The 23,090-nt window shown below is 71.7% G+C and carries 21 protein-coding genes and 1 pseudogene; 11 read left to right on the top strand and 11 right to left on the bottom strand.

Annotation, left to right across the window (positions count from 1 at the left end; all coding sequences use genetic code 11):
- Positions 1-2: 2 nt before the first annotated feature.
- The gene (locus ABT084_RS22695) at positions 3-407 is read right to left on the bottom strand and encodes a hypothetical protein (protein WP_351046789.1); all 405 of its coding nucleotides are present in this window, start codon (positions 405-407) and stop codon (positions 3-5) included.
- A 154-nt stretch (positions 408-561) separates the two neighbouring features.
- Between ABT084_RS22695 and ABT084_RS22700 the strand changes: the two genes are divergently transcribed.
- Positions 562-1,887 (top strand): protein kinase domain-containing protein, encoded by a 1,326-nt coding sequence (locus ABT084_RS22700; RefSeq protein ID WP_351046792.1) that lies wholly within the window; start codon positions 562-564, stop codon positions 1,885-1,887.
- A 21-nt stretch (positions 1,888-1,908) separates the two neighbouring features.
- Here the strand turns inward: ABT084_RS22700 and ABT084_RS22705 are convergent, their stop codons facing one another.
- From ABT084_RS22705 to ABT084_RS22735, 7 genes are all read right to left on the bottom strand, one after another.
- A complete protein-coding gene (locus tag ABT084_RS22705) occupies positions 1,909-2,472 on the bottom strand; it encodes a hypothetical protein (protein ID WP_351046794.1) in 564 nt (187 codons plus the stop codon).
- A gap of 55 nt (positions 2,473-2,527) precedes the next feature.
- Complete coding sequence (locus ABT084_RS22710) at positions 2,528-3,133, bottom strand: Uma2 family endonuclease (protein WP_351046797.1); 606 nt, start codon at positions 3,131-3,133, stop codon at positions 2,528-2,530.
- Positions 3,134-3,340: 207 nt separating this feature from the next.
- Positions 3,341-4,108, bottom strand: coding sequence for a succinate dehydrogenase iron-sulfur subunit (locus tag ABT084_RS22715; protein ID WP_351046800.1), 768 nt, complete (start codon positions 4,106-4,108; stop codon positions 3,341-3,343).
- Positions 4,108-5,862 (bottom strand): succinate dehydrogenase flavoprotein subunit, encoded by a 1,755-nt coding sequence (gene sdhA / locus ABT084_RS22720; protein ID WP_351046803.1) that lies wholly within the window; start codon positions 5,860-5,862, stop codon positions 4,108-4,110. The genes ABT084_RS22715 and sdhA overlap by 1 nt, the downstream gene beginning before the upstream one ends.
- An 11-nt stretch (positions 5,863-5,873) precedes the next feature.
- On the bottom strand, positions 5,874-6,365 hold the full coding sequence (locus ABT084_RS22725; RefSeq protein WP_351046805.1) for a succinate dehydrogenase hydrophobic membrane anchor subunit: 492 nt from the start codon (positions 6,363-6,365) through the stop codon (positions 5,874-5,876).
- A gap of 5 nt (positions 6,366-6,370) precedes the next feature.
- Complete coding sequence (gene sdhC / locus ABT084_RS22730) at positions 6,371-6,751, bottom strand: succinate dehydrogenase, cytochrome b556 subunit (RefSeq protein ID WP_330332151.1); 381 nt, start codon at positions 6,749-6,751, stop codon at positions 6,371-6,373.
- 152 nt (positions 6,752-6,903) lie between these two features.
- Entirely contained in the window at positions 6,904-7,506 is a 603-nt protein-coding gene (locus tag ABT084_RS22735) for a 2-oxo-4-hydroxy-4-carboxy-5-ureidoimidazoline decarboxylase (protein ID WP_502968996.1), read from the bottom strand.
- Positions 7,507-7,824: 318 nt separating this feature from the next.
- Here ABT084_RS22735 and ABT084_RS22740 point away from each other — a divergent pair, with 318 nt between their 5' ends.
- Both ABT084_RS22740 and ABT084_RS22745 read left to right on the top strand, forming a co-directional pair.
- Entirely contained in the window at positions 7,825-8,700 is an 876-nt protein-coding gene (locus ABT084_RS22740; RefSeq protein WP_351046889.1) for an RNA polymerase sigma factor, read from the top strand.
- Positions 8,700-9,701 carry a hypothetical protein gene (locus ABT084_RS22745; RefSeq protein ID WP_351046808.1) on the top strand — a complete coding sequence of 334 codons (1,002 nt, stop codon included), beginning with the start codon at positions 8,700-8,702 and terminating at the stop codon, positions 9,699-9,701. Before ABT084_RS22740 ends, ABT084_RS22745 begins: the two co-directional genes overlap by 1 nt.
- A gap of 234 nt (positions 9,702-9,935) precedes the next feature.
- Here the strand turns inward: ABT084_RS22745 and ABT084_RS22750 are convergent, their stop codons facing one another.
- Entirely contained in the window at positions 9,936-10,817 is an 882-nt protein-coding gene (locus tag ABT084_RS22750; protein ID WP_351046811.1) for a L,D-transpeptidase family protein, read from the bottom strand.
- 157 nt (positions 10,818-10,974) lie between these two features.
- Between ABT084_RS22750 and ABT084_RS22755 the strand changes: the two genes are divergently transcribed.
- The gene (locus ABT084_RS22755; RefSeq protein ID WP_351046813.1) at positions 10,975-12,567 is read left to right on the top strand and encodes an acyl-CoA mutase large subunit family protein; all 1,593 of its coding nucleotides are present in this window, start codon (positions 10,975-10,977) and stop codon (positions 12,565-12,567) included.
- Between the two features lie 27 nt (positions 12,568-12,594).
- A complete protein-coding gene (gene leuE / locus ABT084_RS22760; protein WP_351046816.1) occupies positions 12,595-13,242 on the top strand; it encodes a leucine efflux protein LeuE in 648 nt (215 codons plus the stop codon).
- An 81-nt stretch (positions 13,243-13,323) separates the two neighbouring features.
- Here leuE and ABT084_RS22765 read toward each other — a convergent pair whose 3' ends face one another.
- Both ABT084_RS22765 and ABT084_RS22770 read right to left on the bottom strand, forming a co-directional pair.
- The gene (locus ABT084_RS22765; protein ID WP_351046819.1) at positions 13,324-14,664 is read right to left on the bottom strand and encodes a polysialyltransferase family glycosyltransferase; all 1,341 of its coding nucleotides are present in this window, start codon (positions 14,662-14,664) and stop codon (positions 13,324-13,326) included.
- Positions 14,664-15,644 carry a glycosyltransferase family 2 protein gene (locus ABT084_RS22770; RefSeq protein WP_351046821.1) on the bottom strand — a complete coding sequence of 327 codons (981 nt, stop codon included), beginning with the start codon at positions 15,642-15,644 and terminating at the stop codon, positions 14,664-14,666. The genes ABT084_RS22765 and ABT084_RS22770 overlap by 1 nt, the downstream gene beginning before the upstream one ends.
- Positions 15,645-15,820: 176 nt before the next feature.
- On the opposite strand from ABT084_RS22770, the gene ABT084_RS22775 reads away from it, so the two are divergent.
- The 6 genes and pseudogenes from ABT084_RS22775 to ABT084_RS22800 all read left to right on the top strand — a co-directional run bounded on the left by ABT084_RS22775 (position 15,821) and on the right by ABT084_RS22800 (position 22,814).
- Positions 15,821-17,143, top strand: a complete 1,323-nt coding sequence (locus ABT084_RS22775; RefSeq protein WP_351046824.1) for a DUF6716 putative glycosyltransferase — start codon at positions 15,821-15,823, stop codon at positions 17,141-17,143.
- Positions 17,140-17,844 (top strand): annotated as a pseudogene (locus tag ABT084_RS22780) (acylneuraminate cytidylyltransferase family protein); the annotation flags it as partial. The gene ABT084_RS22775 and the pseudogene ABT084_RS22780, both read left to right, overlap by 4 nt.
- A 167-nt stretch (positions 17,845-18,011) precedes the next feature.
- Positions 18,012-18,920 (top strand): N-acetylneuraminate synthase family protein, encoded by a 909-nt coding sequence (locus tag ABT084_RS22785; RefSeq protein ID WP_351046827.1) that lies wholly within the window; start codon positions 18,012-18,014, stop codon positions 18,918-18,920.
- Positions 18,921-18,976: 56 nt separating this feature from the next.
- Positions 18,977-20,146: a hypothetical protein gene (locus tag ABT084_RS22790; RefSeq protein ID WP_351046830.1), complete on the top strand. Its 1,170-nt coding sequence runs from the start codon at positions 18,977-18,979 to the stop codon at positions 20,144-20,146.
- Between the two features lie 137 nt (positions 20,147-20,283).
- Positions 20,284-21,540: an amidohydrolase gene (locus tag ABT084_RS22795; protein ID WP_351046892.1), complete on the top strand. Its 1,257-nt coding sequence runs from the start codon at positions 20,284-20,286 to the stop codon at positions 21,538-21,540.
- Between the two features lie 218 nt (positions 21,541-21,758).
- Positions 21,759-22,814: a BMP family lipoprotein gene (locus tag ABT084_RS22800; RefSeq protein WP_351046832.1), complete on the top strand. Its 1,056-nt coding sequence runs from the start codon at positions 21,759-21,761 to the stop codon at positions 22,812-22,814.
- Positions 22,815-23,090 lie beyond the last annotated feature (276 nt).

Here is a 23,090-nt window from a genome sequence, read left to right on the forward strand (position 1 = left end):
CGTCAGACGCCGGCCGGAGCGGTCCAGGCCTGGGGTGCGACCGGCGGGGTCTGCTGGCGCTCCATGATGCTCCGCCGGCGGATCTTGTTGAGCACCCACACGTTGCCGAGGTGCATGACGCCGAGGACGAGCAGGACGACGCCGAGCTTGACCGAGAGGGCCTCGAAGATCCCGCGGGCCTCGGTCACGGCCTCGTCCGCTTGCAGGTAGAGGGCGACGAATCCGAGGTTGACCAGGTAGAACCCGACGACCAGGAGGTGGTTGACGGCGTCGGCCAGCTTCTCGTTGCCCTGGAGGACGTCGGCGATGAAGATGCGTCCGTTGCTGGTGAGCGTGCGGGCCACCCAGACGGTCAGGCCGACGCTGACGACCAGGTAGACGACGTACGTGATGACGGTGAGATCCATGACCCGAAGCTCCTTGAACGTGTTCAACTTCCGACAGGGATGACTCTAGACCTGATTTTGAACACGTTCAAGCGAATGGGGGAAGGAACGTGGAGCCGAACCGGGCCCGGGCGATGCGCCGTCGGGCGGCGGCCGCCTGATCTACCATCCGCCCATGGGGGATTTGTTCGAGACCGGTCGGGCGGTGGCCCAAGGGCGGTACCGCATAGAGGGCTTACTCGGCGGCGGCGGGATGGCCCAGGTCTACCGCGCCCACGACGAAAGGCTCGCGCGCACGGTCGCGCTCAAGGCGATGCGCGGCGACCTCCCGCACGACCCGGGCTGGGCGGCCCGCTTCCGGCGCGAGGCGCAGGCGATGGCGGCGCTGAGCCACCCGAACGTCGTCGCGGTCCACGACACGGGTGAGGAACCCGGCGCCGACGGGGGGCCGTCCGTCCCGTACATCGTGATGGAGCTGATCCCCGGCCGCACCCTCGCCGAGCACCTGCGCGAGCGCGGCCCCCTCCCGGTCGCCGAAGCCCTCGACCTGGCCGCCCAGATGCTCGCCGCGCTGGCCGCGGCCCACGCGCGGGGGCTGGTCCACCGGGACATCAAGCCGGCCAACGTCCTCCTGGCCGCGGACGGCACGGCCAAGGTCGCCGACTTCGGCATCGCCGCGACCGCGGAGGCCGACGGGACCGCGCTGACCCGCACCGGTACGGCCATCGGCACCCCGCACTACATGTCGCCGGAGCAGGTCGAGGGCCGGCGGGGCGTCGACGGGCGCTCCGACCTCTACTCGCTGGGGATCGTGCTCTTCCAGATGCTGGCCGGGCAGGTCCCGTTCGACGCCGCCTCCGGCTACTCCATCGGCTACCTGCACGTCCACGGCGAGCCGCCGACGCTGGCCTCGGTCGGCATCGACGTACCGGCGCCCGTCCAGGGGCTGCTGACCACGGCGCTGGCGAAGCGTCCGGAGGACCGTTTCCCCGACGCGCCGACCATGCGGGCGGCGGCCCTGACCGCGGCCAGGGCCCACCCGCCGACCGAGGTCGTACGGATCTCCGCGCTGGGGGCGGTGCCCACGCAGTCGGCTCCGGCCCGCGCACTGCCGCGCCTGCCCGACGGGCCGCCGGCCGTGCCCGCGGCGGCCCGGCGCCCGGGGGGAGCGCCCGCCGGGCGGAGCCTGCGCACCGCCCTGGGCGGCCTGCCCACCCCGCGCCGCCCGTCGCGCAAGGCGGTCAAGTTCGGGCTGCTCCTGCTCTCGTACCTGATCGGCTGGCTGATCCTCACCCTGGCGTTCGGCGGCGGCCACCCGCTGCGCCTGAACCTGACCCTCGCGCTGACGGGACTCGTCTGCGTCTGGTTCGGCGGCGCGAACCGGCGCCGCCGCATGCGCGGCCCGGTCGACTTCCTGTACGAGGTGCTCACGGCCGCCGCCTGGCTGTTCCACCTCGTGGCCGCGCTGATCGCCGGGATCATGCTCCTGGTGAAGAAGTAGCCCGGCGCGGCGGGGAGAGCGTCAGATGCTGAGCGAGCGGGCGTAGTTGAGCTGGTTCATCACCCAGGGGAAGGTGTTCAGGTCGACCGCCGGGATCATCGTGGAGTGGTGGCGGCCGCCGCTGGTGACGGTGATCTGGATGTAGCCGGTGGTGACCTTCTCCTTCATCAGGAGGAAGAGCAGACCGAGCAGGCAGAAGACGGCGAAGACGACCGCGAGCACGATGGACGAGGTGGGGATCTTCTCCTCGGTGCGGGAGAAGTCCGTCGCGTTCCACATCGCGCCCCTGAGCGGCATGGGACCGCTCGGGGTGATGATCTGGTCCCCGGCGATGGTGATGTCCCCGAGGACGAAGGACGCCATCGCGGGCGCGCCCAGGTCGGGCGTCGCGTACGGCATGCCCGCGCCACCGACGGTGGGCTGCTGGTACGGCGGGGGCGGGACGTCGGACGGCGGGGGGTACCCGTACCCGGGACTGCCGGGCGCGGGGTATCCGTACCCGGGGTTGCCGGGCCCCCACTTGGGCTGGCCCTGTCCACCCTGGCCGGGCTCGCCTGCGTACGGGTTCGGCTGCTGCTCACTCATATGGCCGATCTTTCCACAGTCCCCGCACGGGGCCCACGGATCCGGGTGCACGGCACTAGCGAGCGGTGAGGTCCCCGGTGATCGTCAGGCCCTTGGCGGGGCCGTCGGGGATCGTGACGGGGGTGCCGTAGCCGACCCGGGTCTTCGTGGCGTACGCCCCCTTGACCGGGTCGGGGGAGCTGAACACGGTCACCGTGCCGTCGTCGTCGAAGTCGTCGATGACGACGTAGACGGGGACGCCGGCCTGGGCGTACCAGCGCTGCTTGCGGATGTGATCCCGGCGGCGGGCGTCCTGGCCGGGGGAGACGATCTCGGCGACGAGGGGGACGCGGGTGGCATCCACGCCGAGCCCCTCTTCATCAGGGATCTCGTCCAGGTCGTGCGGTCCGACGAAGAGGTCGGGGATGCAGACCTTGCGGCCACGGATGATGTTGCCGTCTTGATAGACGTCGAGATCGCTGTCGGCCAGACGGGCTTCCAGAGCCTTGCGCAGGCGGTGAATCAGTACGGTGTGGCGGCGACGGCCGGTGGGAGACACCTCGATGGACCCTTCGATGATCTCGGCCCGGTAGCCCTCCGGAAGGTCCATCGCCTTCCAGGCCTGCCAGAGGACCTCATCGAGCCCCGGGTCACATGGGGTCTCATGGGCAAGAGCGGACATGGGAAGCACCTCCTTCTCTCAGTGTGGGTGCGGACAGCGCTTCGGTACAAGCGACGTCGGGGACCGTACCGCCGTTCGCGTGCCGCCCTGGTCCGATGAAAGGTTCATCCGCACGATTTCCACTCCGACGAGTGAGAACGCGGCGAGGGCCCCGCGCCCGGTGCGAACACCGGGCGCGGGGCCCTCGTACGAGCACGGACCCAGGGGTCAGAAGCGGCGCGTGATCAGGGCGCGCTTGACTTCCTGGATGGCCTTCGTGACCTCGATGCCGCGGGGGCACGCGTCGGTGCAGTTGAAGGTCGTGCGGCAGCGCCACACGCCGTCCTTGTCGTTCAGGATCTCCAGGCGCTGCTCTCCGGCCTCGTCACGCGAGTCGAAGATGAAGCGGTGCGCGTTGACGATCGCCGCCGGGCCGAAGTACTGGCCGTCGTTCCAGAACACCGGGCACGAGGACGTGCACGCGGCGCACAGGATGCACTTGGTGGTGTCGTCGAAGCGCTCGCGGTCCTCGGCGGACTGCAGGCGCTCGCGCGTCGGCTCGTTGCCCTTGGTGACCAGGAACGGCATGACGTCCCGGTACGCCTGGAAGAAGGGCTCCATGTCGACGATGAGGTCCTTCATCACCGTGAGGCCCTTGATGGCCTCGACGGTGATGGGCTTCTCCGGGTTGATGTCCTTGATCAGCGTCTTGCAGGCGAGCCTGTTCTTGCCGTTGATCCGCATCGCGTCGGAGCCGCAGATGCCGTGCGCGCAGGAGCGGCGGAAGGTCAGCGTGCCGTCGAGGTCCCACTTGATCTTGTGGAGACCGTCGAGCACGCGCTCCTTCGGGTCGATCTCGACCTGGAAGTCCTGCCAGGTCGACTCCTCCGAGATCTCCGGGTTGAACCGGCGGATCCGGAAGGTGACCGTGATGAACGGGGAGGCCGCGGCCGCCGCTTCCATCTCGTCCGTCTTGGACATGGTCGGGGTGGCCATCAGTACTTACGCTCCATCGGCTGGTAGCGGGTGACGACGACGGGCTTGTAGTCCAGGCGGACGGAATCCTTGCCGTCGGCGCCGACCTCGCGGTACGCCATGGTGTGGCGCATGAAGTTGACGTCGTCGCGGTTCGGGTAGTCCTCGCGGTAGTGGCCGCCGCGGGACTCCTTGCGCGCCAGGGCCGAGACGGCCATGACCTCGGCCAGGTCGAGCAGGTTGCCCAGCTCGATGGCCTCCAGCAGGTCCGTGTTGAACCGCTTGCCCTTGTCCTGGACGGAGACGTTCAGGTACCGCTCGCGCAGCTCCGCGATCTTCTCGACCGCGGTCTTGATCGTCTGCTCGGTGCGGAACACCATCACGCAGGCGTCCATCGTCTCCTGGAGCTCCAGACGCAGGTCGGCGACCCGCTCCTTGCCCGTGGAGTTGCGCAGGCGCTCGACCTGGTCGATCACCAGCTGGGCCGGGTTCTCCGGCAGCTCGGCGAAGTCGTTCTCGGCCGCGTACTTGGCGGCCGCGATGCCCGAGCGCTTGCCGAAGACGTTGATGTCCAGCAGCGAGTTGGTGCCCAGGCGGTTGGCGCCGTGCACGGAGACGCAGGCGACCTCGCCGGCCGCGTACAGGCCCGGGACGACGGTGGTGTTGTCCGAGAGGACCTCACCCTCGACGTTGGTCGGGATGCCGCCCATGGCGTAGTGCGCGGTGGGCTGGATCGGGATCGGGTCCGTGTACGGCTCGATGCCCAGGTACGTACGCGCGAACTCCGTGATGTCGGGCAGCTTGGCGTCCAGCTGCTCCGGCGGGAGGTGCGTCAGGTCCAGGTACACGTGGTCACCGGCGGGACCGCAGCCGCGGCCCTCACGGATCTCGGTGTAGATGGAGCGCGAGACGACGTCACGGGACGCGAGGTCCTTCATGACCGGCGCGTACTTCTCCATGAAGCGCTCGCCGTCCTTGTTGCGGAGGATGCCGCCCTCACCGCGGGCGCCCTCCGTCAGCAGGATGCCCATGCGCCAGATGCCCGTCGGGTGGAACTGGAAGAACTCCATGTCCTCCAGCGGCAGACCGCGCCGGTAGCAGGCCGCCTGGCCGTCACCGGTGAGGGTGTGCGCGTTGGAGGTCACCTTGAAGAACTTGCCCGTGCCGCCGGAGGCGTAGATGACGGACTTCGCCTGGAAGACGTGGATCTCGCCGGTGGCCAGCTCGTACGCGACGACGCCGGCCGACTTCTGGACGCCGTCCTCTTCCACGAGGAGCTGGTCCAGGACGTAGAACTCGTTGAAGAACTCCACGCCCTCCTTGACGCAGTTCTGGTACAGCGTCTGGAGGATCATGTGACCGGTGCGGTCCGCGGCGTAGCAGGACCGGCGGACCGGCGCCTCACCGTGGTTGCGCGAGTGACCGCCGAAGCGGCGCTGGTCGATGGTGCCGTCCGGCGTGCGGTTGAACGGCAGGCCCATCTTCTCGAGGTCGAGGACCGCGTCGATGGCTTCCTTCGCCAGGATCTCGGCGGCGTCCTGGTCGACCAGGTAGTCACCGCCCTTGACCGTGTCGAAGGTGTGCCACTCCCAGTTGTCCTCTTCCACGTTGGCGAGCGCGGCGGCCATGCCGCCCTGCGCGGCGCCCGTGTGGGAGCGGGTCGGGTACAGCTTCGTGAGCACCGCGGTGCGGCTGCGCTTCGTCGACTCGATGGCCGCGCGCATGCCCGCGCCACCGGCGCCGACGATGACGGTGTCGTACTTGTGGATCTTCATCAGGAATCGCCTCAGCCCATGCCGCGGATGTTCGGGTCGAAGGTGAAGATCACCAGCGTGCCCAGAAGGATGGTGAACACCGTGGCGGTGTAGAGCAGGCCCTTCAGCCACAGCCGCGTGTTGGCGCGCTCCGCGTAGTCGTTGATGACGGTGCGCAGACCGTTGGAGCCGTGCAGCATCGCCAGCCACAGCATCAGCAGGTCCCAGGCCTGCCAGAACGGCGAGGCCCAGCGGCCCGCCACGAAGGCGAAGCCGACCTTGGAGACGCCGCCGTCCAGCACCAGCTGGATGAGCAGGTGGCCGATGACCAGCACGACGAGCACGATGCCCGAGAGGCGCATGAAGAGCCACGCGACCATCTCGAAGTTGCCACGGGTCGAGCGCGGGGTCTTGCCGGTGCGCTTGCGCGGGGCCTCGATGTACGGCGCCGGGTTGTCGACGTCGTAGAGGCTCACGCTCTCCACGTCGCTGACGCCCTGGGCGGAAGAAGTGTCAGAAGACATGCGTGTCACTTCCCGAACAGTTCGAGGTAGGCGTGGTGCAGGACGGGGTACACGGCCCCGGCCATCAGCACGACCCAAACACCCACCACGGACCAGAGCATCTGCTTCTGGTAGCGCGGGCCCTTGGACCAGAAGTCCACGGCGATGACACGGAGACCGTTGAGCGCGTGGAACAGGATTGCGGCGACGAGGCCGTATTCCATCAGCGCGACGATCGGGGTCTTGTAGGTAGCCACGACATCGTCGTACGCCTCGGGAGAGACGCGGACGAGAGCGGTGTCGAGGACGTGTACGAACAGGAAGAAGAAGATGAGGACGCCGGTGACTCGATGAGCCACCCATGACCACATTCCTTCCCGGCCGCGGTACAACGTTCCAGCCGGCACGGAAAACCCTCCGGAAGCGGGGCGGGGGCCAGCCGGCTTCTTTGTCGGTCGGGCCCGGCCGGGTACGGTCCTCCGGCCCCGGACATCGTAGCGACGCTTTGTCGGTTCCCTTGCGCGGGGGCCATCGGTGTGATCAAACAGGCACGGACGGACTATCCCACAGGAGCGAAACGCCCCAATTCAGGCGCATCATCGGTGGTTCCTCCGCCCACCGCGCCCGGCATCCGCAGAAGTCCCACGAGCTGGGCGAGTCGCGAGCGCGCCACCCGGCGCAGTTCGTCCGCCGAGGTGGCCCGCTCCTCGTCCACCTCGTGGGCCATCCGCCGCCGGATGGCGGCCAGCACCTGGTGCGCGTGCTCGTCGGCCGGGTGCCCGTCGAGGCAGATGACGAAGGCGTGGCCGAACTTCCGCTCGTACTCCGCGTGCGCCGCGCCGAGCGCGAGGTGGGCGGCGTACGGCGCGTCGCGGTCCAGCTCCGCCGAGGACTCCTGGGCCAGCGCCTGCGCGAGGTCGCTCTGCCGCAGGTCGTACGCCGCCTCGTCGGCGGCGGCCAGCAGCGCGTCCAGATCCGGGTACGGGCGGTGCTCGGCCACCCGGTGCGCCCAGCGGTCGCTGCCGCAGCAGTGCAGCAGGGCCTCCCGGGCGGACGCGGCCGACGCCGCGTTGAAGCGCGCCAGCGCGCTGCCGCGGACCTGCGCCGGAAGGTGGCTGGACAGCGTGGGGCTCCTCGGGGTGTGGGTGGGGTGCCACGCCACGCTATCGACGCGGCGGCCGTAAGGACGTACCCAACCGCGGATTTCACCCGGAAGAGAGCCGAAAGGAGGAGTGAAGACGCGTTGTGAAGGGGAAGGCGACCGAGACCGCCACCCCCCACAGGAGAGGCCCCGGCCGCCATCCGTTACGGGCTCGTGCGACAAGCCCGTACCCCTGTCAGCGCCTCGAGTGCGTTTTGTGTCACACCTCGCTTCGCGCACGCTTGGTTGCAGGTTGTACAACGCGTGGACGAGAGCCCCGACACGCCGTAACGTGCTGATTTGCGCCAGACGTACAGGACAGTGAACGGGTTGGGGACTTTGCTGGGGGACGACGCGGAGCTGACCGCCGCGGTGCTCGCGGCACAGGACGGCGATGAGAGCGCGTTCCGGACTGTGTACCGCGCTGTGCACCCGCGCCTGCTGGGCTATGTCCGCACGCTCGTCGGAGACGGCGACGCGGAGGACGTGACCTCCGAGGCGTGGCTGCAGATCTCGCGCGACCTCGACTCCTTCACCGGCGACGCCGACCGCTTCCGCGGCTGGGCCGCGCGCATCGCCCGCAACCGGGCCCTCGACCACATGCGCATGCGCGGCCGCCGCCCCGCGATCGGCGGCGACGAGACCGAGCTCACCGGGCACGCCGCCGACAGCGACACCGCGGGCGAGGCCATGGAGTCGCTCTCGACGGGCCGCACCATGGCCCTGATAGCCCAGCTCCCGCAGGACCAGGCGGAGGCCGTGGTGCTGCGCGTGGTCGTCGGCCTCGACGCCAAGTCCGCCGCCGAGACCCTGGGCAAGCGGCCCGGCGCGGTACGGACGGCGGCGCACCGGGGGCTCAAGCGGCTCGCCGAACTGATCGCGAACGACGTGGACGCCGGGACGGACCCGGACACGGACATGGGGACGGGCCTCGGGACGGACGCGGGAACGGGCGCCGCGGCGGGCCCGTCGGGGCGTCCCCCGGCCGGAGCGGGGGCGGCCGCCGGGCGGACCAGGGGCTTCGGGGATAATCGCCGGGACGACCGGCCGGGCCGCACCGGCGGCGGTGGCGCCGCGGGCGGCCCCAAGGGCGCCGGTGACGCCGGTGGCGGCCGGGATCTGGACGCCGTACCCGCCCAGCGCGGCCGGGTCGCGGGGCTCGCGGAGCGAACCGGTGTGACGCATTCACGTTGGCGGACGCAGAAGGACATGTGATGGCCGACGATCGCACCAGGTGGCTGGACAAAGCCGCGGCGGACAGACTGCTGCGCGGTGAACCGGTGGACCCGCGGGGCGACCACCGCACCCGGGCGGACGCCGCGCGGCTGCGCGACGCCCTCGACTCCCTCGCCCCGGACCCCCGCACGGCCGCCACGGCGGAGCTGCCCGGGGAGGCCGCGGCCCTCGCCGCCTTCCGCGCGGCGCACCCACGCCGGGCCGCCACCACCGCCGCCGCCGGTTCCGGCGCCGCCCGCGCCGAGGAACCGCTGGTCGCCATCGTCCCCGTACCGGCCGCGGCCGGGTCCGCGCACGGGCGGGCCCCGCAGCGGGTCGGCGCGTGGCGCCTCGGCCTCGCGGCCGCCCTGGCCAGCGTGACCATCGGCGGCGTCGCGGCCGCCGCGGGCGTCGGCGTGTTCGACCGCGCCCTGCACCTGAACGCGGGCCCCGCGCCCACGGCCCAGATCACCAGCGGCATCACCCCGGACCCGATGGGCGGCACCGCCGGACCGAGCGCCGAAGCGCCCCGGCGGCCGCTGCCCCTGGGCACCGGCGACACGCTCGGCATCTCCGGCGGCCCGCGCACCCCGGGCCTGGAGGGGCGCCCCCCCACGGGCGCGACCGGAGCGGCCGTGGGCGGCGGAGCGGGTGGGACGGGTGCCGGTACGGGCACCGGCACCGGCACCGGCAAGGACAACAAGGAGCACTTCGGCCTGACCGACGGCGGCGAGGGGCACGACAAGGACTCGCTGCGCGGCGCGGCCGACCTGTGCCGCGACTTCCGCTCCGGTCTGCTCACCGGGGACCGGGAGAGCCGGCTGAACCTGCTCGCCAAGGGCCGCCAGAAGGTCCAGCGCTACTGCGAGGAACTGCTGGACGGCGCGACGGACGCTCCGCCGAAGGGGTCGGCCCCGCCGGATTCGCTGCCGGTCCCCGGCCCCGGCGCCGGCACCCCCTCCGGTGTCACCGGCTCGCTGGGCCTGCGCCTGCGCCGCTGAAAGCGGCCCCGGAAACATGCTCTGACCTGGCTGTAACACTTTTCGATCCGTCGGCGCAGTAACAAGTGAGCCGACTGGTCATCGGCCGCGCATGAGCCGGGGTTCCCCCCGTACCCCTGGGCTCTGCGCAACCTGGCGCGGGCGGGGTTCGTTCCCCCGGCCCTGCCCGCGCCTCTTACTTCCGTCCTCTGCACGCCAGGGGACGACGACTGCTCGCCGGTGAGCGATGACCGCTCACCAGTAGACGACGACCTTGTCGCCGACCTTCACCTGGTCGTAGAGCGCCGACAGCTTCGCCTTGTCGCGCACGTTCACGCAGCCGTGCGAAGCGCCCGCGTAGCCCCGGGCCGCGAAGTCCGACGAGTAGTGCACGGCCTGGCCCTCGCTGAAGAACATCGAGTACGGCATCGGCGTGTGGTAGATCGTCGACACCCAGTCCTTCGACTTCCAGCCCACCTGGAACTCGCCCTCACGGGTCGGGGTGTTCTCCGAACCGAAGCGCACGTCCATCGTGGAGACGACCTTGCCGTCGATCATCCAGGCCAGGGTGCGGCTCTCCTTGCTGATGCACATCACCCGGCCCGTCATGCACCGCGGGTCCGGCGCGTCGACCTGGTTGGTCGTCGGCGACATCTCCTCGCTGGTCGGCTTCTTGCTGACGCTCTGGACCTTCTTCCAGGTGGCGTCGTCCACCGAGCCGGACACGGTCAGCTGGTGCTTCCCCTGGAAGGACTTGACCGCGGCGATCGTCTTCGAGCCGTAGAACCCGGTCGGCGTGGCGCCGAAGAGGCCGAGCTGCTTCAGCCGCGCCTGCAACTCCCGGACCTGGTCGTCCTCCGTGCCCTCCGCCATCAGGTACTTCACCTGAGAGGCCGGGGACGCGGAGGCCGAGGGCGCCGCGGACGCCGAAGCGGACGGCGATCCCGACGGCGAGGCGTCGCCCGGCTTGTTGTCCGGGGCCGACGGCGAGGCGACGGGCGAGGAGGGGGCCGAGGGGGCCGGGCCCTTCGACTCCGACTTCTGCGGCCCGCAGGCGGTGGCGGTGGCGGTGAGCGCCACAGCGGCGGCCACCCCGAGCGTGCGGATGACGACTCTGTGACGGTTCAGGCGGTGCATGGCAGTCCCCCGGTTTCTACGACGTGTAACTAGACGATGCCGCGCGGGCGTGGATAGTTGCGGTCGCTCCCGGGATGTTGCGCCATTGTGACAAGAGGCCGCTGCGGTGACGTTCTACCAGGCGCGGCCCCGTCCCTCCGACGAAGGAGTCCGGGCCATGGCGCACACCGGGAGAGCGCACACCGAGAGCGGGCTGCCGATCGAGCCCGTGTACGGGCCCGAAGCCCTGGAGGGCTGGGATCCGGCGGAGCGGCTGGGTCAACCGGGCGCCTACCCCTACACCCGCGGGGTGTACCCCACGATGTACACCGGGCGGCCGTGGACGATGCGCCAGTACGCCGGATTCGGCACCGCCGCCGAGTCGAACGCCCGCTACCGGCAGCTGATCGCCGACGGCACCACCGGCCTGTCCGTCGCCTTCGACCTGCCGACCCAGATGGGGCTCGACTCGGACGCGCCGCTCGCGCACGGCGAGGTCGGCAAGGTCGGGGTCGCCGTCGACTCCGTCGAGGACGTGCGGGCGCTGTTCGACGGGATTCCGCTGGACCGGGTCTCCACCTCGATGACCATCAACGCGCCCGCCGCGCTCCTGCTGCTGATGTACCAGCTGGTCGCCGAGGAGCGGGGCATCGCGGCGGACCGGCTGACCGGGACCGTGCAGAACGACGTGCTCAAGGAGTACATCGCGCGGGGGACGTACATCTTCCCGCCCGGGCCCTCGCTGCGGCTGACCGCCGACACGTTCCGGTACTGCGGGGAACGGCTCCCGCGCTGGAACACCATCTCGATCTCCGGCTACCACATGGCCGAAGCGGGGGCCTCGCCCGCGCAGGAGATCGCCTTCACGCTCGCCGACGGGATCGAGTACGTCCGTACGGCCATCGGGGCCGGGATGGACGTAGACGCCTTCGCGCCCCGGCTGTCGTTCTTCTTCGTCGCCCGCACGACCCTGCTGGAGGAGGTGGCCAAATTCCGGGCCGCCCGGCGGATCTGGGCGCGGACCATGCGCGAGGAGTTCGGGGCCCGCGACCCGAAGTCGATGATGCTGCGCTTCCACACCCAGACGGCCGGGGTGCAGCTGACCGCGCAGCAGCCGGAGGTGAACCTGGTGCGGGTCGCCGTACAGGGTCTGGCGGCGGTCCTCGGCGGCACGCAGTCGCTGCACACGAACGCCTACGACGAGGCGCTCGCGCTGCCGACCGCGAAGTCGGCCCGCCTCGCGCTGCGCACCCAGCAGGTCCTCGCGTACGAGACGGACGTCGCGCACACCGTCGACCCGTTCGCCGGGTCGTACGTCGTCGAGCGCATGACGGACGACCTGGAGGAGGCGGCCGTGGCCCTGCTCCGGCGGATCGAGGACCTGGGCGGGGCGGTGGCCGCCATCGAGCGGGGGTTCCAGAAGGGCGAGATCGAGGCCAACGCCTACCGGATCGCGCGCGAGACCGACAGCGGCGAGCGGGTGGTGGTCGGCCTGAACCGCTACGCGCTGGACGAGGAGGAACGGTACGAGCCGCTGCGGGTGGACCCGGCGCTGGAGGCCGCGCAGTGCGAGCGGCTGGCCCGGCTGCGGGCGGCCCGGGACCAGCGGGCGGTGGACGCGGCGCTGGCCGCGCTGCGGGAGGCGGCGGCGGGCCGGGCGAACGTCCTGTACCCGATGAAGGAGGCGCTGCGGGCGCGGGCCACGGTGGGGGAGGTGTGCGACGGGCTGCGGGACGTCTGGGGCCGCTATGTTCCGGCCACCATGTTTTGAGACAGGCTGGTCTGAGAGACTCCGGGCATGTATGGCGTCATAGACCTCCCGACCTACCTCGCCGGCCTGGCCCTGATCATCCTGCTGCCCGGCCCGAACTCGCTGTACGTGCTGTCCGTCGCCGCCCGGCGCGGCGTACGGACCGGGTACAAGGCCGCCGCCGGCGTGTGGACCGGCGACACCGTGCTGATGACCCTGGCGGCGGTGGGGGCGGCGTCGCTGCTCCAGGCCAGCCCGGTGGTCTTCGGGGTGGTGAAGGTGCTGGGCGCCGGATACCTGTCGTGGCTGGCGGTGGGCATGCTGCGGGGGGCGTGGGCGATGTGGCGCGCGCGGGGGGCGGAGGCGGAGCCGTCCGCATCGCCGTCCGAGCCGTCGGGTCCGGAACGGCCGTACCGCCGAGCCCTCCTGATCAGCCTGCTCAACCCCAAGGCCATCCTGTTCCTGATGTCCTTCTTCGTGCAGTTCGTGGATCCGGCGTACCCCTACCGCGCCCTGTCGTTCCTGCTCCTCGGCTCCCTGCTCCAGCTGGGCAGCTTCCTGTACCTCACGATGCTGATCTTCGGCGGCACCCGCCTGTCGGCCGCCTTCACCCGCCGCCGCCGCCTCTCGGCGGGCGCCACGTCGATGGCGGGCGTCCTCTTCCTGGGCTTCGCGGCGAAACTCGCCACGGGCTGAGGGGGCGACGGGCGGGGGAGTTGATGGCCGTCGTGCGTGAGGCGCTCGGTTCGGTGGGCGCGGGGTGAGCGCGGCGTGGCGTCAGCGGAGGCGGTGGAGGACGGCTTTGCGGAGGTGACGGAGGTAGCGGGACGTGGCCAGGGAGGTGAGGCGGGGCGGGAGGCCGCCCGGGAGGGCCAGGGAGGTCAGGCGGCGGCGGGGGAAGTAGGGGCGGGTGCGCGCGTCCAGGTGGTGGGTCAGGTACGCCTCCACTTCCGGGCGGCGGGCCGCCAGGACCTTCGGCTGCATGGTGAAGCCGACCGCCGTGAGGAGGGCCTGGAGGTGGGGAGGGGTGGGGGCGGGGGCCGGCGGGGCCGTCAGGTCCGGGATCAGGGCGTCGACCAGGGTCAGGGGGACGCGGTTGCTGTTCTGGTGGGGGGTGAGGCGGGCCAGGAGCGTCTGCGTGCCGGTGCGGGCGACGGGGAGGCCGTACAGGGTCGCGGCGGTGAGCAGGGCCGTGGAGAAGCAGCCCACCACCAGGGCGGGGCGCAGGTGCGCGTACAGGGTCTCGGCGAGCACCGTCGCGGGCAGGACGCGCAGCGGGACGCCGAGCCGGGCGGCTTCCTCCTCGGCCCGCCGGGAGTACCCCGCCGGGGCGCCCGGGTGCGGTTTGAACAGCAGCCGCCGGTGCCCCCGCGCGTGCGCGCCCCGCACCATCGCGGCGTGCAGTTCCTCCTCCTCCCCGGCCGTGAGCAGGTCGAGGGCGGACAGGTACTGGCCCAGGAGGAGGGCCGGCGGCTCCGCGTGCGCCTCCTCCTGCGGGTCCGGGAGCTCCGCCAGGACCTTCAGGAAGGTGTCCGACGGTACGGTCCGCGCCGGTACTCCGAATTCCGTCAGCAGCAGCGGCTCCAGGCCGGGTACGAGGTCCAGGTGCAGGACGCGCCGCACCCGCGTCCCGAGCTGCGGGTCGAGCCGGAAGCGGGTCGGTCCGTAGCTCATCAGCCCGTCGGCGTAGACCTCGATGGCGGCGCCGGGGAACACCCGGCACAGCGCCTGGGCGGGGGCGACCTGTATGGATTCGACGTACAGCTCGATCCGGTCGTCGCCCAGTCCCCACACCGTGCGCAACTGCCGCTCCCACAGCGGCACGTCCTCGGCGCGCGGGGTCCAGGCGCCGGGGTGGAAGGGGGCGATCGTCGCGTTCCAGTCGATGACCTCGTCGAAGCGCGTGCGCAGGGCGGCGAAGCCGGGCATCGCCGCGAGCCCGGGGGCGACCTCCGGGATCAGGGCGTTGTTGCTGCTCAGGAGGATCCGGTGGACCGGGTGGGCCGACACCCCTTGCGGGTCGCACATCCCCGCGTCGAGGGCCGCGGCCAGCGTCGCCGTCCCGTACAGGGTGGACGCGAGGAAGATCTGGGTGAGACCCCGTGGCCGGCGCGTCATCAGGAGGACGCTCCCGACAGGGCCGCGCCGCGCCGCCGCAGCCGCCTCAGCAGGGACGCCCGTTCGGCGTCCATCGAATTCAGCGCCCCGTCCAACAGCTCCCGCGGCATTCGCCCGAGCGCCTCCGCGCTCATCGAACGGAGTTTTCTGGCCACGGCCGGTTCGAACCTTTCGATGGATCCGATGTGGTGGGCGATGATTGCGCAATATGTGCGAACGGCTTTCGGAAGCAGTACGCCGGCTTCTTGATCTTCGGCGGTATCCGACAGGACTTGATCGAATGCGCGAATGAAATCCAGCTGACGTTCGTCGCCGATCTGCGTCAAAGAGGTGGAAACCCCGCGCCGGTAGAAGACCCCGGGCAGCCCCACCGCCGCGAACGACCGCGCCCCGCGGTGCAGCCGCCAGATCCACGGCCGGTCCTCCGCCGTCCGCAGCCCGTCCGTGAAGCGCAGCAGCCCGCGGTCGAGCAGCCGGCGGTGGTACATCCCCGCCCAGGCGTACGGATAGTCCACCGAGGTGGTCCGCCCGGCCGGCAGGATCGCGGTCCGCGGGTCGGCCACCACGTCGTGCGGGCCGCAGGGGGCCCGCTGCACGATCCGCTCCCGGCCGGTCACCTGGACATGGTCGGTACGGACGAAATCGCAGCTCAGGGCCTGTATCGCGGCCAGGGTGCGGGCGAGGTGGCCGGGCGCCAGCCAGTCGTCGCCGTCCATGAAGGCGAGGTATTCGCCGCGCGCCGCGTCCAGCCCGGTGTTGCGCGCCGTGGCCAGGCCGCCGTTGCGCTCGTGGCGCAGGAGCACCGCGCCGGGGAGGTCGCGGGCCGCCCGTTCCAGCAGCGCGCCCGTCCCGTCCGTCGAACAGTCGTCGACGAGGAGGAACTCGGTGTCGTCCCGCGCGTTGAGTTCGAGACTTCTCAGGGCGTCCGGCGCGTAGGTCCGCACGTTGTAGAACGGCACGACAACAGAGAGCTTCAGCACCCGGGCGACATTATGGCGCCGTCCGGCATTCACCATGGACCGGACGAGGATTCCATGTGAACGACCCACGGCAGCCGCGTTAACCCGCACGGCTCCGCATTGTGACGACGGGTTGTTAACCCGCTGTTGCGTGCTCGTTGGGCCGGTCGGTGGAATTCCGGCATAGCTTCTCGGTCGTGCCAGTAAGCCAGCGGGTCGCCGTTCTCGCCGATTCCGATACGCGATGGAAATGGGGCGCGCTCACCGCCCGCAGACTCGTCCCCGGCCCCCTCGGCAGCGGCGGCCACCACCTCACCGGATACCTGTTGCGCGGCCGGGCGACGCCCACCGCCCGCCAGCTCGGCGAAGTGGGCGTCGCAGCCGACCGGCTGACCGAGGTGACCTGCGCCGGGTTCCTCGACGAACTGCGGCGCGAGCGCTACGACGTGGTCGTTCTCGCGCTCGTCGGCGGCGCCGTCCAGGCCGTCCTGCACGGCGTGCGGGCCCTGTGGCCCGAACCGGCGGCGCGCCCCGTGCTCGTCACCGGATACGTCGGCGTCGTCTACGAGAAGCTCGCCGACGGGCTGCTGCTGCGCCACGGCGCCGACCTCGTCCTCGCCAACTCCCGCCACGACGCGCGGCGTTTCCGCGCCGTGTACGAGGGGGTGGGCGCCGACGCCTCCGCCGTCACCGAGACCGCCCTGCCCTTCCTCGGCGGCCTGCCGTACGAGCCCGCGCACGGCAGCCGCCCCCGCACCGTCGTCTTCGCCGCCCAGCCCTCCGTGCCCGAGAGCCGCGCCGACCGTACGTACCTGCTCCGGCGGGCCGCCGGGCACGCCCGCGCCCACCCCGGCCGGGAGGTGCTGATCAAGCTCCGCAGCCGCCCCGGCGAGCACACCACGCACCTCGAGGAACTCCCGTACCAGCGGCTCGCGGACCGGCTGCCCGGCGGGCTGCCCGCCAACTGCCGCCTGGTGTACGGGAACATGGGGGAGGTGCTGGACCGCACCGACCTGCTGGTGACCGTGTCCTCCACCGCCGCGCTGGAATCCCTGCACCGGGGCATCCCGACCGCCGTCCTCACCGACCTCGGCATCCGCGAGAGCCTCGGCAACCACCACTTCACCGGCTCCGGCTGCCTCGCCTCCTGGGACCAGCTCGACGCGGGCCTGCTGCCGGCCGGGGACCCGGACTGGCTCGCCGCGCAGGGGGTGCTGGCCGACCCCGGCGCCTTCGACAGGGCCCGGGCCCGCGTCGCGGAGCTGGCGGCGCGGCCGCTGCTGGCGCCGCCGGACCCGTACTACACGCTCACCACCGCCCCCGGTTACCTGCCCGGGCTGCTGGCCCGCCACCACCTGGCCCCCGACGGCCGCCCGCTGCCCGGGTCCGCGCGGCCCGCGGCGGGGGAGTCCCGGCTGCGCGGCTGGGCACGCGGGCGGCTGCGGGAGGCCGCCCGGGGCGCGTACCGGCACGGGGTGCAGCGGGTGGCCCCGGCGATCCGCAGGCTGGGGGAGCTGTGAGGGTGCTCGCCGTGATTCCGGCGCGGGGCGGCTCCAAGGGGGTGCCCGGCAAGAACCTCGCCGAGGTGGCCGGGGTGCCCCTGGTCACCCGCGCGGTGCGGGCCGCGCTGGCCGCGCCCACCGTCACCGACGTGGTGGTCTCCACCGACTCCGACGCGATCGCCGCCGCCGCGCGGGCGGCGGGGGCCGACGCGCTGCGCCGCCCGGCCGCGCTCTGCGGGGACACCGCGAGCAGCGAGAGCGCCGTGCTGCACGCCCTGGACTCCTTCGAGGAACTGCACTCGCTCACCGTGGACGTGGTCCTCCTGGTCCAGTGCACGAGCCCCTTCCTGACCGCCTCCGACGTGGAGGGGGTCGCCGCCGCCGTCGCGGGCGGGGCCGCCGACTCGGCGCTGACGGTGGCGCCCTTCCACGGCTTCCTCTGGCGCGCCCCGGAGCCCGATGCCCCGGAGCCCACGGCCCCGGGAGCCACGGCTTCGGGGGTCAACCACGATCCCGCCGTCCGGCCGCGCCGCCAGGACCGGCCCCAGGACCTGCTGGAGACCGGGGCGGCGTACGCCATGCGCGCGGCCGGGTTCCGCGCCGCCCGGCACCGCTTCTTCGGGCGGATCCGCCCGGTCCCCACCGACCCGGCACGGGTGCTGGAGATCGACGACCCCCACGACCTGGCCCGGGCCCGCGCGCTGGCCCCGCTGTTCAACGACGTACCGGCGCCCCGCACCCGTACGCGCACCCGCACCCGGACCCGCGCGGGCACGACCACCAGCACCACCACCACCAACGCCAGCGCCACCACCAGCACCAGTGCCACCACCAGTGCCACCACCGGCACCAGCTCCGCCACCCGCACCGAAGGGCGTCACCTGCCATGACCGTCACCCCGAACCCCCGCCTGCGGCAGCTCGGCTCGCGCACCGCCGGTCCCGGCCGCCCCGTCTACGTCGTCGGCGAGATCGGCATCAACCACAACGGCGACCTGGACACCGCGATAGCGCTCGTCGACGCCGCCGCCGACGCGGGCTGCGACGCCGTGAAGTTCCAGAAGCGCACCCCCGAGATCTGCACCCCGCGCGACCAGTGGGACGTCGAACGCGACACACCCTGGGGCCGGATGAGCTACATCGCCTACCGCCACCGCGTGGAGTTCGGCGACGCCGAGTACCGCGCCATCGACGCCCACTGCGCCGAGCGCGGCATCGACTGGTTCGCCTCCCCGTGGGACACCGGGGCCGTCGCCTTCCTCGAGGAGTTCGGCGTACCCGCCCACAAGGTGGCCTCCGCCTCGCTCACCGACGACGAACTGCTGCGCGCCGTACGCGCCACCGGCAAGACGGTGGTCCTGTCCACCGGCATGTCCACGCCGCGCCAGATCCGGCACGCGGTGGAGGTGCTCGGCAGCGACAACATCCTGCTGTGCCACGCCACTTCGACCTACCCGGCGAAGGCGGAGGAGCTGAACCTGCGGGTGATCAACACCCTCCAGGAGGAGTACCCGAACGTCCCGATCGGCTACTCCGGTCACGAGACGGGCCTGCAGACCACGCTGGCCGCCGTCGCCCTCGGCGCGGCCTTCGTCGAGCGGCACATCACCCTCGACCGCGCGATGTGGGGCTCGGACCAGGCGGCCTCCGTCGAGCCGGGCGGCCTGCACCGGCTGGTCCGCGACATCCGCACCATCGAGGCCGCCCTCGGTGACGGGATCAAGCGGGTCTACCCCTCCGAACTCGCCCCGATGAAGAAGCTCCGCCGGGTCCAGGGCGCCCTGGCCGGGGTCTGACGACCCCGCGCCCTTCCCCCCAACGGCCTCCGACGCCTCCGACGAAGGAGCACGTGATGACCCCTTCCGCCGCCACCCTGGCCCTCATCGAGAGCCCGGTCCAGCTCCTGAACGTGCTGGAGTGGGCCCACGCGCACGGCCCCGCCGCCCCGGCCGACGCGGGCCGCGGCCCGCTCCTCGATGCCGTGCCGCGCCAGCCGTCGTACCACGGGGCCCCGCGCGAAACCGGTGCGGCGGGCGGTCCGGCGTCGCTGCGCATCGTCGTCCTGCCGCCCACCGACCCCATGTCCCGGGGCCAGCTGCGCCGGATGGCCGGCCTGGCCCGCGACGAGGGGTACGAGGTGCGCTGGCAGGAGGCCCGGGGCGGCCGGCTCGCCCCGCTGAAGGCGCTCGCCGCGCTCCTGCGCGACGTCCGGGCCGCCCGCCGCGTCATCGTCGGCGATCCGTTCTCCCGCTACGTCCAGCTGCTGCTCACCCTCGTCCGCGCGGAGGAGCTGGTCGTCGTCGACGACGGCACCGCGACCATGGAGTTCATCGACCGGACCGCGCGCGGCGAACGGCTCGTGCGCTGGCACCGGGCGGGCGGCGGCGGCCTGCCCGGCCGGATCCGCGAGCTGGCCTACGCGCCGGTCTCCTCGGCCGCGCGCCGCCGCTTCACCTCGGCCGCGGGCAGGGGCCGCCGGGTCGAGGTCTTCACCTCCATGCCCGTCACCGCGCCGCCGGGCATGGAGCTGCGGCTGAACGACTTCGGCTGGGCCCGCGCGCGGTTCGGCCCGCCGCGGCTGACCAAGGGAACCGACCTGGTGGGCACCTCGCTGGTGGAGACCGGCGTGGTCGACCCGGCCCGCTATCTGGCGGCCGTACGCGCCCTGGCGCACGAGCACGGCGCCACCCGCTACTTCGCGCACCGCCGGGAGTCCCCGGAGAAGCTGCGCGCGCTGAGCGAGGCGACCGGGCTGGAGATCGTACGTCCGGACCTGCCGCTGGAGCTGATCGCCCGCCGGGGTCCGGTCGGGCGGACCGTCGTCAGCTTCCCCTCGACGGTCGTGCACACCCTGCCGTACGCGCTGGCGGGCACCGGGGTCACCGTGGCGGTCCGGGAGATCGATCCGGCCTGGCTCACCGAGAACGCCTCCCCGAGGGCCCGCGGCTTCCTCGCCGGGGTGGCCGACACGGCCCGTGATGTGCGCAGACTCCCCGCGCAAGCCGCCCACACGGCGCGATGAGCGGGGGAGTTTACCCTTGGGGGTAGGTCCTCATGCGCCCGGAGGCCGGGTTTTCTTCCCCTAACGGGTTGAACTTTTGCTGATCTCCGGCCAGTTGACCCGCCGCTACGCCTACTCTTCAACGGGTGAACCAGTTGATGTCCCGCGAGTCACAGACCGCCCTGCCCGGCAAGCCCGCCCAGCCCGAGCTGCCCGGTACGCTCCCGGACCACCTGCGTGCCGAACTGATCGCGTTCCGCCGGGACTTGCACATGCATCCCGAACTCGGGCACCAGGAGTTCCGTACCACCGCCGCGATCAAGGCGAGGCTGGAGAAAGCGGGCCTGCGACCACGGGTACTGTCCTCCGGCACCGGCCTGATCTGTGACGTCGGGAGCTGGGACGGCGTGGTCCCGATGCTCGCCATTCGCGCGGACATCGACGCACTGCCCATCCCCGACGCCAAGACCCACGTGTCCTACCGCTCCACCGTCCCGGACCGCGCCCACGCCTGCGGCCACGACGTGCACACCGCCGTCGTGCTCGGCACCGGCCTGGTCCTGGCCGAGCTGGACCGGCAGGGGCTGCTGCCCCGGCCCGTACGGCTGCTCTTCCAGCCCGCGGAGGAGGTCCTGCCGGGCGGCGCCACCGAGGCCATCGATTCCGGCGCGCTGGACGGCGTGGGCAAGATGATCGCGGTCCACTGCGACCCGCGCGTGGACGCGGGCCGGATCGGCCTGCGGGCCGGCGCGATCACCTCGGCCTGCGACCGGCTCGAGGTCACCCTCGAGGGAGCCGGCGGACACACCGCGCGGCCGCACCTGACCACCGACCTGGTGACGGCGGCCGCCCGGATCGCGATCGACGTCCCCGCGCTGCTGTCCCGGCGGATGGACGCCCGCAGCGGCATGTCCGTCACCTGGGGCCGGATCGAGGCCGGACACGCGTGCAACGTCATCCCGATGCACGCCGAGCTCTCCGGCACCGTGCGCTGCCTGGACCTGGGCGCCTGGCACGAGGCCCCCGAGCTGGTCCACGCGGCGATCGACGAGATCGCGACGATGCACCGCGCCAAGTCGTCGATCAACTACGTCCGCGGCGTCCCGCCCGTGGTCAACGACCCGGCGGTCACCGAACTGCTGCGCGAGGCGATGACGGCGCGGCGCGGCATGGACTCCGTCGAGGACACCGAGCAGAGCCTGGGCGGGGAGGACTTCTCCTGGTACCTCGAGCACGTCCCGGGCGCGATGGCCCGGCTCGGGGTGCGCGCGCCGGGGGACACCGCCAAGCACGACCTGCACCGCGGTGACTTCGACGTGGACGAGTCCGCGATCGCCGTCGGAGTCGAGTTCTTCACGGCCGCCGCGCTGCTCGACGGGCGGCGGGGGAGGTCCGTCGGCCAGCCGGTCAGGTAAAGGTCCGTACAACACCCGAGGACCTGCGGGTGGACGCGTCCAGCCCTTGATACACAAGGGCTGGACCCGTGACCGGTTACCGATCGGTCACTGTCCGGTTCGCGACGATCCGATAACGACTCATGTACGGGGCTTTAACTGACATCTACGCGCGTTACGATCGCGGCGAAACCAGCGCCGGTCCCGGCGCTTCGGTCAGGTTTTGAAGGAGCCTCCCCTTGCGCCGGATCACCAGGATCGCCACCGTGGGCATCGCCTCCGCGGCGCTCGCCCTCTCGGCCACCGCCTGTGGCGGTAAGAAGTCCTCGGACACCGGATCTTCCTCTGACAAGAAGGAAGCTTCCGTCGCCATCGCGTACGACATCGGTGGCCGCGGCGACCAGTCGTTCAACGACGCCGCCTACGCGGGCCTCCAGCAGGCCGAGAAGGACCTGAAGGTCAAGGGCGCCGAGGCGGAGCCCACCGACGGCGAGGGCGAGGCCGACAAGGTCCAGCGCCTCACCGAGCTGGCCCGCAAGGGCAACAACCCGGTCATCGGCGTCGGTTTCTCCTACGCCCCGGCCATCAAGAAGGTCGCGCCGAAGTTCCCGAAGACCACCTTCGGCATCATCGACGACACCTCGGTGACCGGCCCGAACATCGCCAACCTGGTGTTCAACGAGGAGCAGGGCTCCTACCTGGCCGGCGTCGCCGCCGCCAAGGTCTCCAAGACCGGCACGGTCGGCTTCATCGGTGGTGTCGAGGTCCCGCTGATCAAGAAGTTCGAGGCGGGCTTCACCCAGGGCGTCAAGGACACCAACCCGAACGCCAAGGTGCTCTCGCACTACCTGACCCAGCCCCCGAACTTCGACGGCTTCTCCAAGCCCGACCTCGGCAAGGCCACGGCGCAGGGTCAGCTCGACGCGGGCGCCGACGTGATCTACGCGGCCGCCGGTCTGGCCGGCTCGGGTGCCATCGAGGCCACCGCCGGCAAGGGCAAGTGGGCCATCGGTGTCGACTCGGACCAGTACAACCAGGCGGGTCTGGTCAAGTACAAGGACCACATCCTGACCTCGGTCACCAAGCAGGTCCAGCTCTCCGTCTTCAACCTGATCAAGTCGGTCGAAGAAGGCAAGCCGCAGACGGGCGAGATCCGCTACGGCCTGGACAAGGACGGCGTCGGCCTGGCCGACTCCAACCCCGAGTACAAGAAGATGACCGACGTCATCGCCGCGGTCGACAAGGCGAAGGCCGACATCATCGCGAAGAAGATCACGGTCAAGACCACTCCGTAACGGCTTGACCGACGGGCAGACATGGTCTCCGGGGTCCGGGCAGCGGTCTCTACCGCTCCCGGGCCCCGAGCCGTCTTCTTCGGTTCTTGATCGCTATTTCTGGCCAGTTGGCCGCAAGTTTTCATTTTCGACTGTGCTACGCGCGTAGAGGCATCGTGGACGCGATACCGTCCTTCTCCCTCCCACCCGCCCGGCCGATCTCCCCCCTGCTGCCCCTGCCGTCTCGGCTTTCCAGCTCCTTCCGCGCCAAGGAGAGTGCGTCATCAACGCGTCCAG

Origin of the sequence: Streptomyces sp. NPDC002138, assembly GCF_040296485.1 — a bacterium.
Classification (GTDB): domain Bacteria; phylum Actinomycetota; class Actinomycetes; order Streptomycetales; family Streptomycetaceae; genus Streptomyces.

What these genes read in the sequence shown, in the direction of transcription:
- ABT084_RS22705 (WP_351046794.1), bottom strand. Translation starts at nt 2,472, where the DNA reads ATGAGTGAGCAGCAGCCGAACCCGTACGCAGGCGAGCCCGGCCAGGGT.
- ABT084_RS22745 (WP_351046808.1), top strand. Translation starts at nt 8,700, where the DNA reads ATGGCCGACGATCGCACCAGGTGGCTGGACAAAGCCGCGGCGGACAGA.
- ABT084_RS22725 (WP_351046805.1), bottom strand. Translation starts at nt 6,365, where the DNA reads ATGTCTTCTGACACTTCTTCCGCCCAGGGCGTCAGCGACGTGGAGAGC.
- ABT084_RS22710 (WP_351046797.1), bottom strand. Translation starts at nt 3,133, where the DNA reads ATGTCCGCTCTTGCCCATGAGACCCCATGTGACCCGGGGCTCGATGAG.
- ABT084_RS22750 (WP_351046811.1), bottom strand. Translation starts at nt 10,817, where the DNA reads ATGCACCGCCTGAACCGTCACAGAGTCGTCATCCGCACGCTCGGGGTG.
- ABT084_RS22790 (WP_351046830.1), top strand. Translation starts at nt 18,977, where the DNA reads ATGACCCCTTCCGCCGCCACCCTGGCCCTCATCGAGAGCCCGGTCCAG.
- ABT084_RS22765 (WP_351046819.1), bottom strand. Translation starts at nt 14,664, where the DNA reads ATGACGCGCCGGCCACGGGGTCTCACCCAGATCTTCCTCGCGTCCACC.
- leuE (WP_351046816.1), top strand. Translation starts at nt 12,595, where the DNA reads ATGTATGGCGTCATAGACCTCCCGACCTACCTCGCCGGCCTGGCCCTG.
- sdhA (WP_351046803.1), bottom strand. Translation starts at nt 5,862, where the DNA reads ATGAAGATCCACAAGTACGACACCGTCATCGTCGGCGCCGGTGGCGCG.
- ABT084_RS22695 (WP_351046789.1), bottom strand. Translation starts at nt 407, where the DNA reads ATGGATCTCACCGTCATCACGTACGTCGTCTACCTGGTCGTCAGCGTC.
- ABT084_RS22755 (WP_351046813.1), top strand. Translation starts at nt 10,975, where the DNA reads ATGGCGCACACCGGGAGAGCGCACACCGAGAGCGGGCTGCCGATCGAG.
- ABT084_RS22715 (WP_351046800.1), bottom strand. Translation starts at nt 4,108, where the DNA reads ATGGCCACCCCGACCATGTCCAAGACGGACGAGATGGAAGCGGCGGCC.
- ABT084_RS22700 (WP_351046792.1), top strand. Translation starts at nt 562, where the DNA reads ATGGGGGATTTGTTCGAGACCGGTCGGGCGGTGGCCCAAGGGCGGTAC.
- ABT084_RS22785 (WP_351046827.1), top strand. Translation starts at nt 18,012, where the DNA reads ATGACCGTCACCCCGAACCCCCGCCTGCGGCAGCTCGGCTCGCGCACC.
- ABT084_RS22795 (WP_351046892.1), top strand. Translation starts at nt 20,284, where the DNA reads ATGTCCCGCGAGTCACAGACCGCCCTGCCCGGCAAGCCCGCCCAGCCC.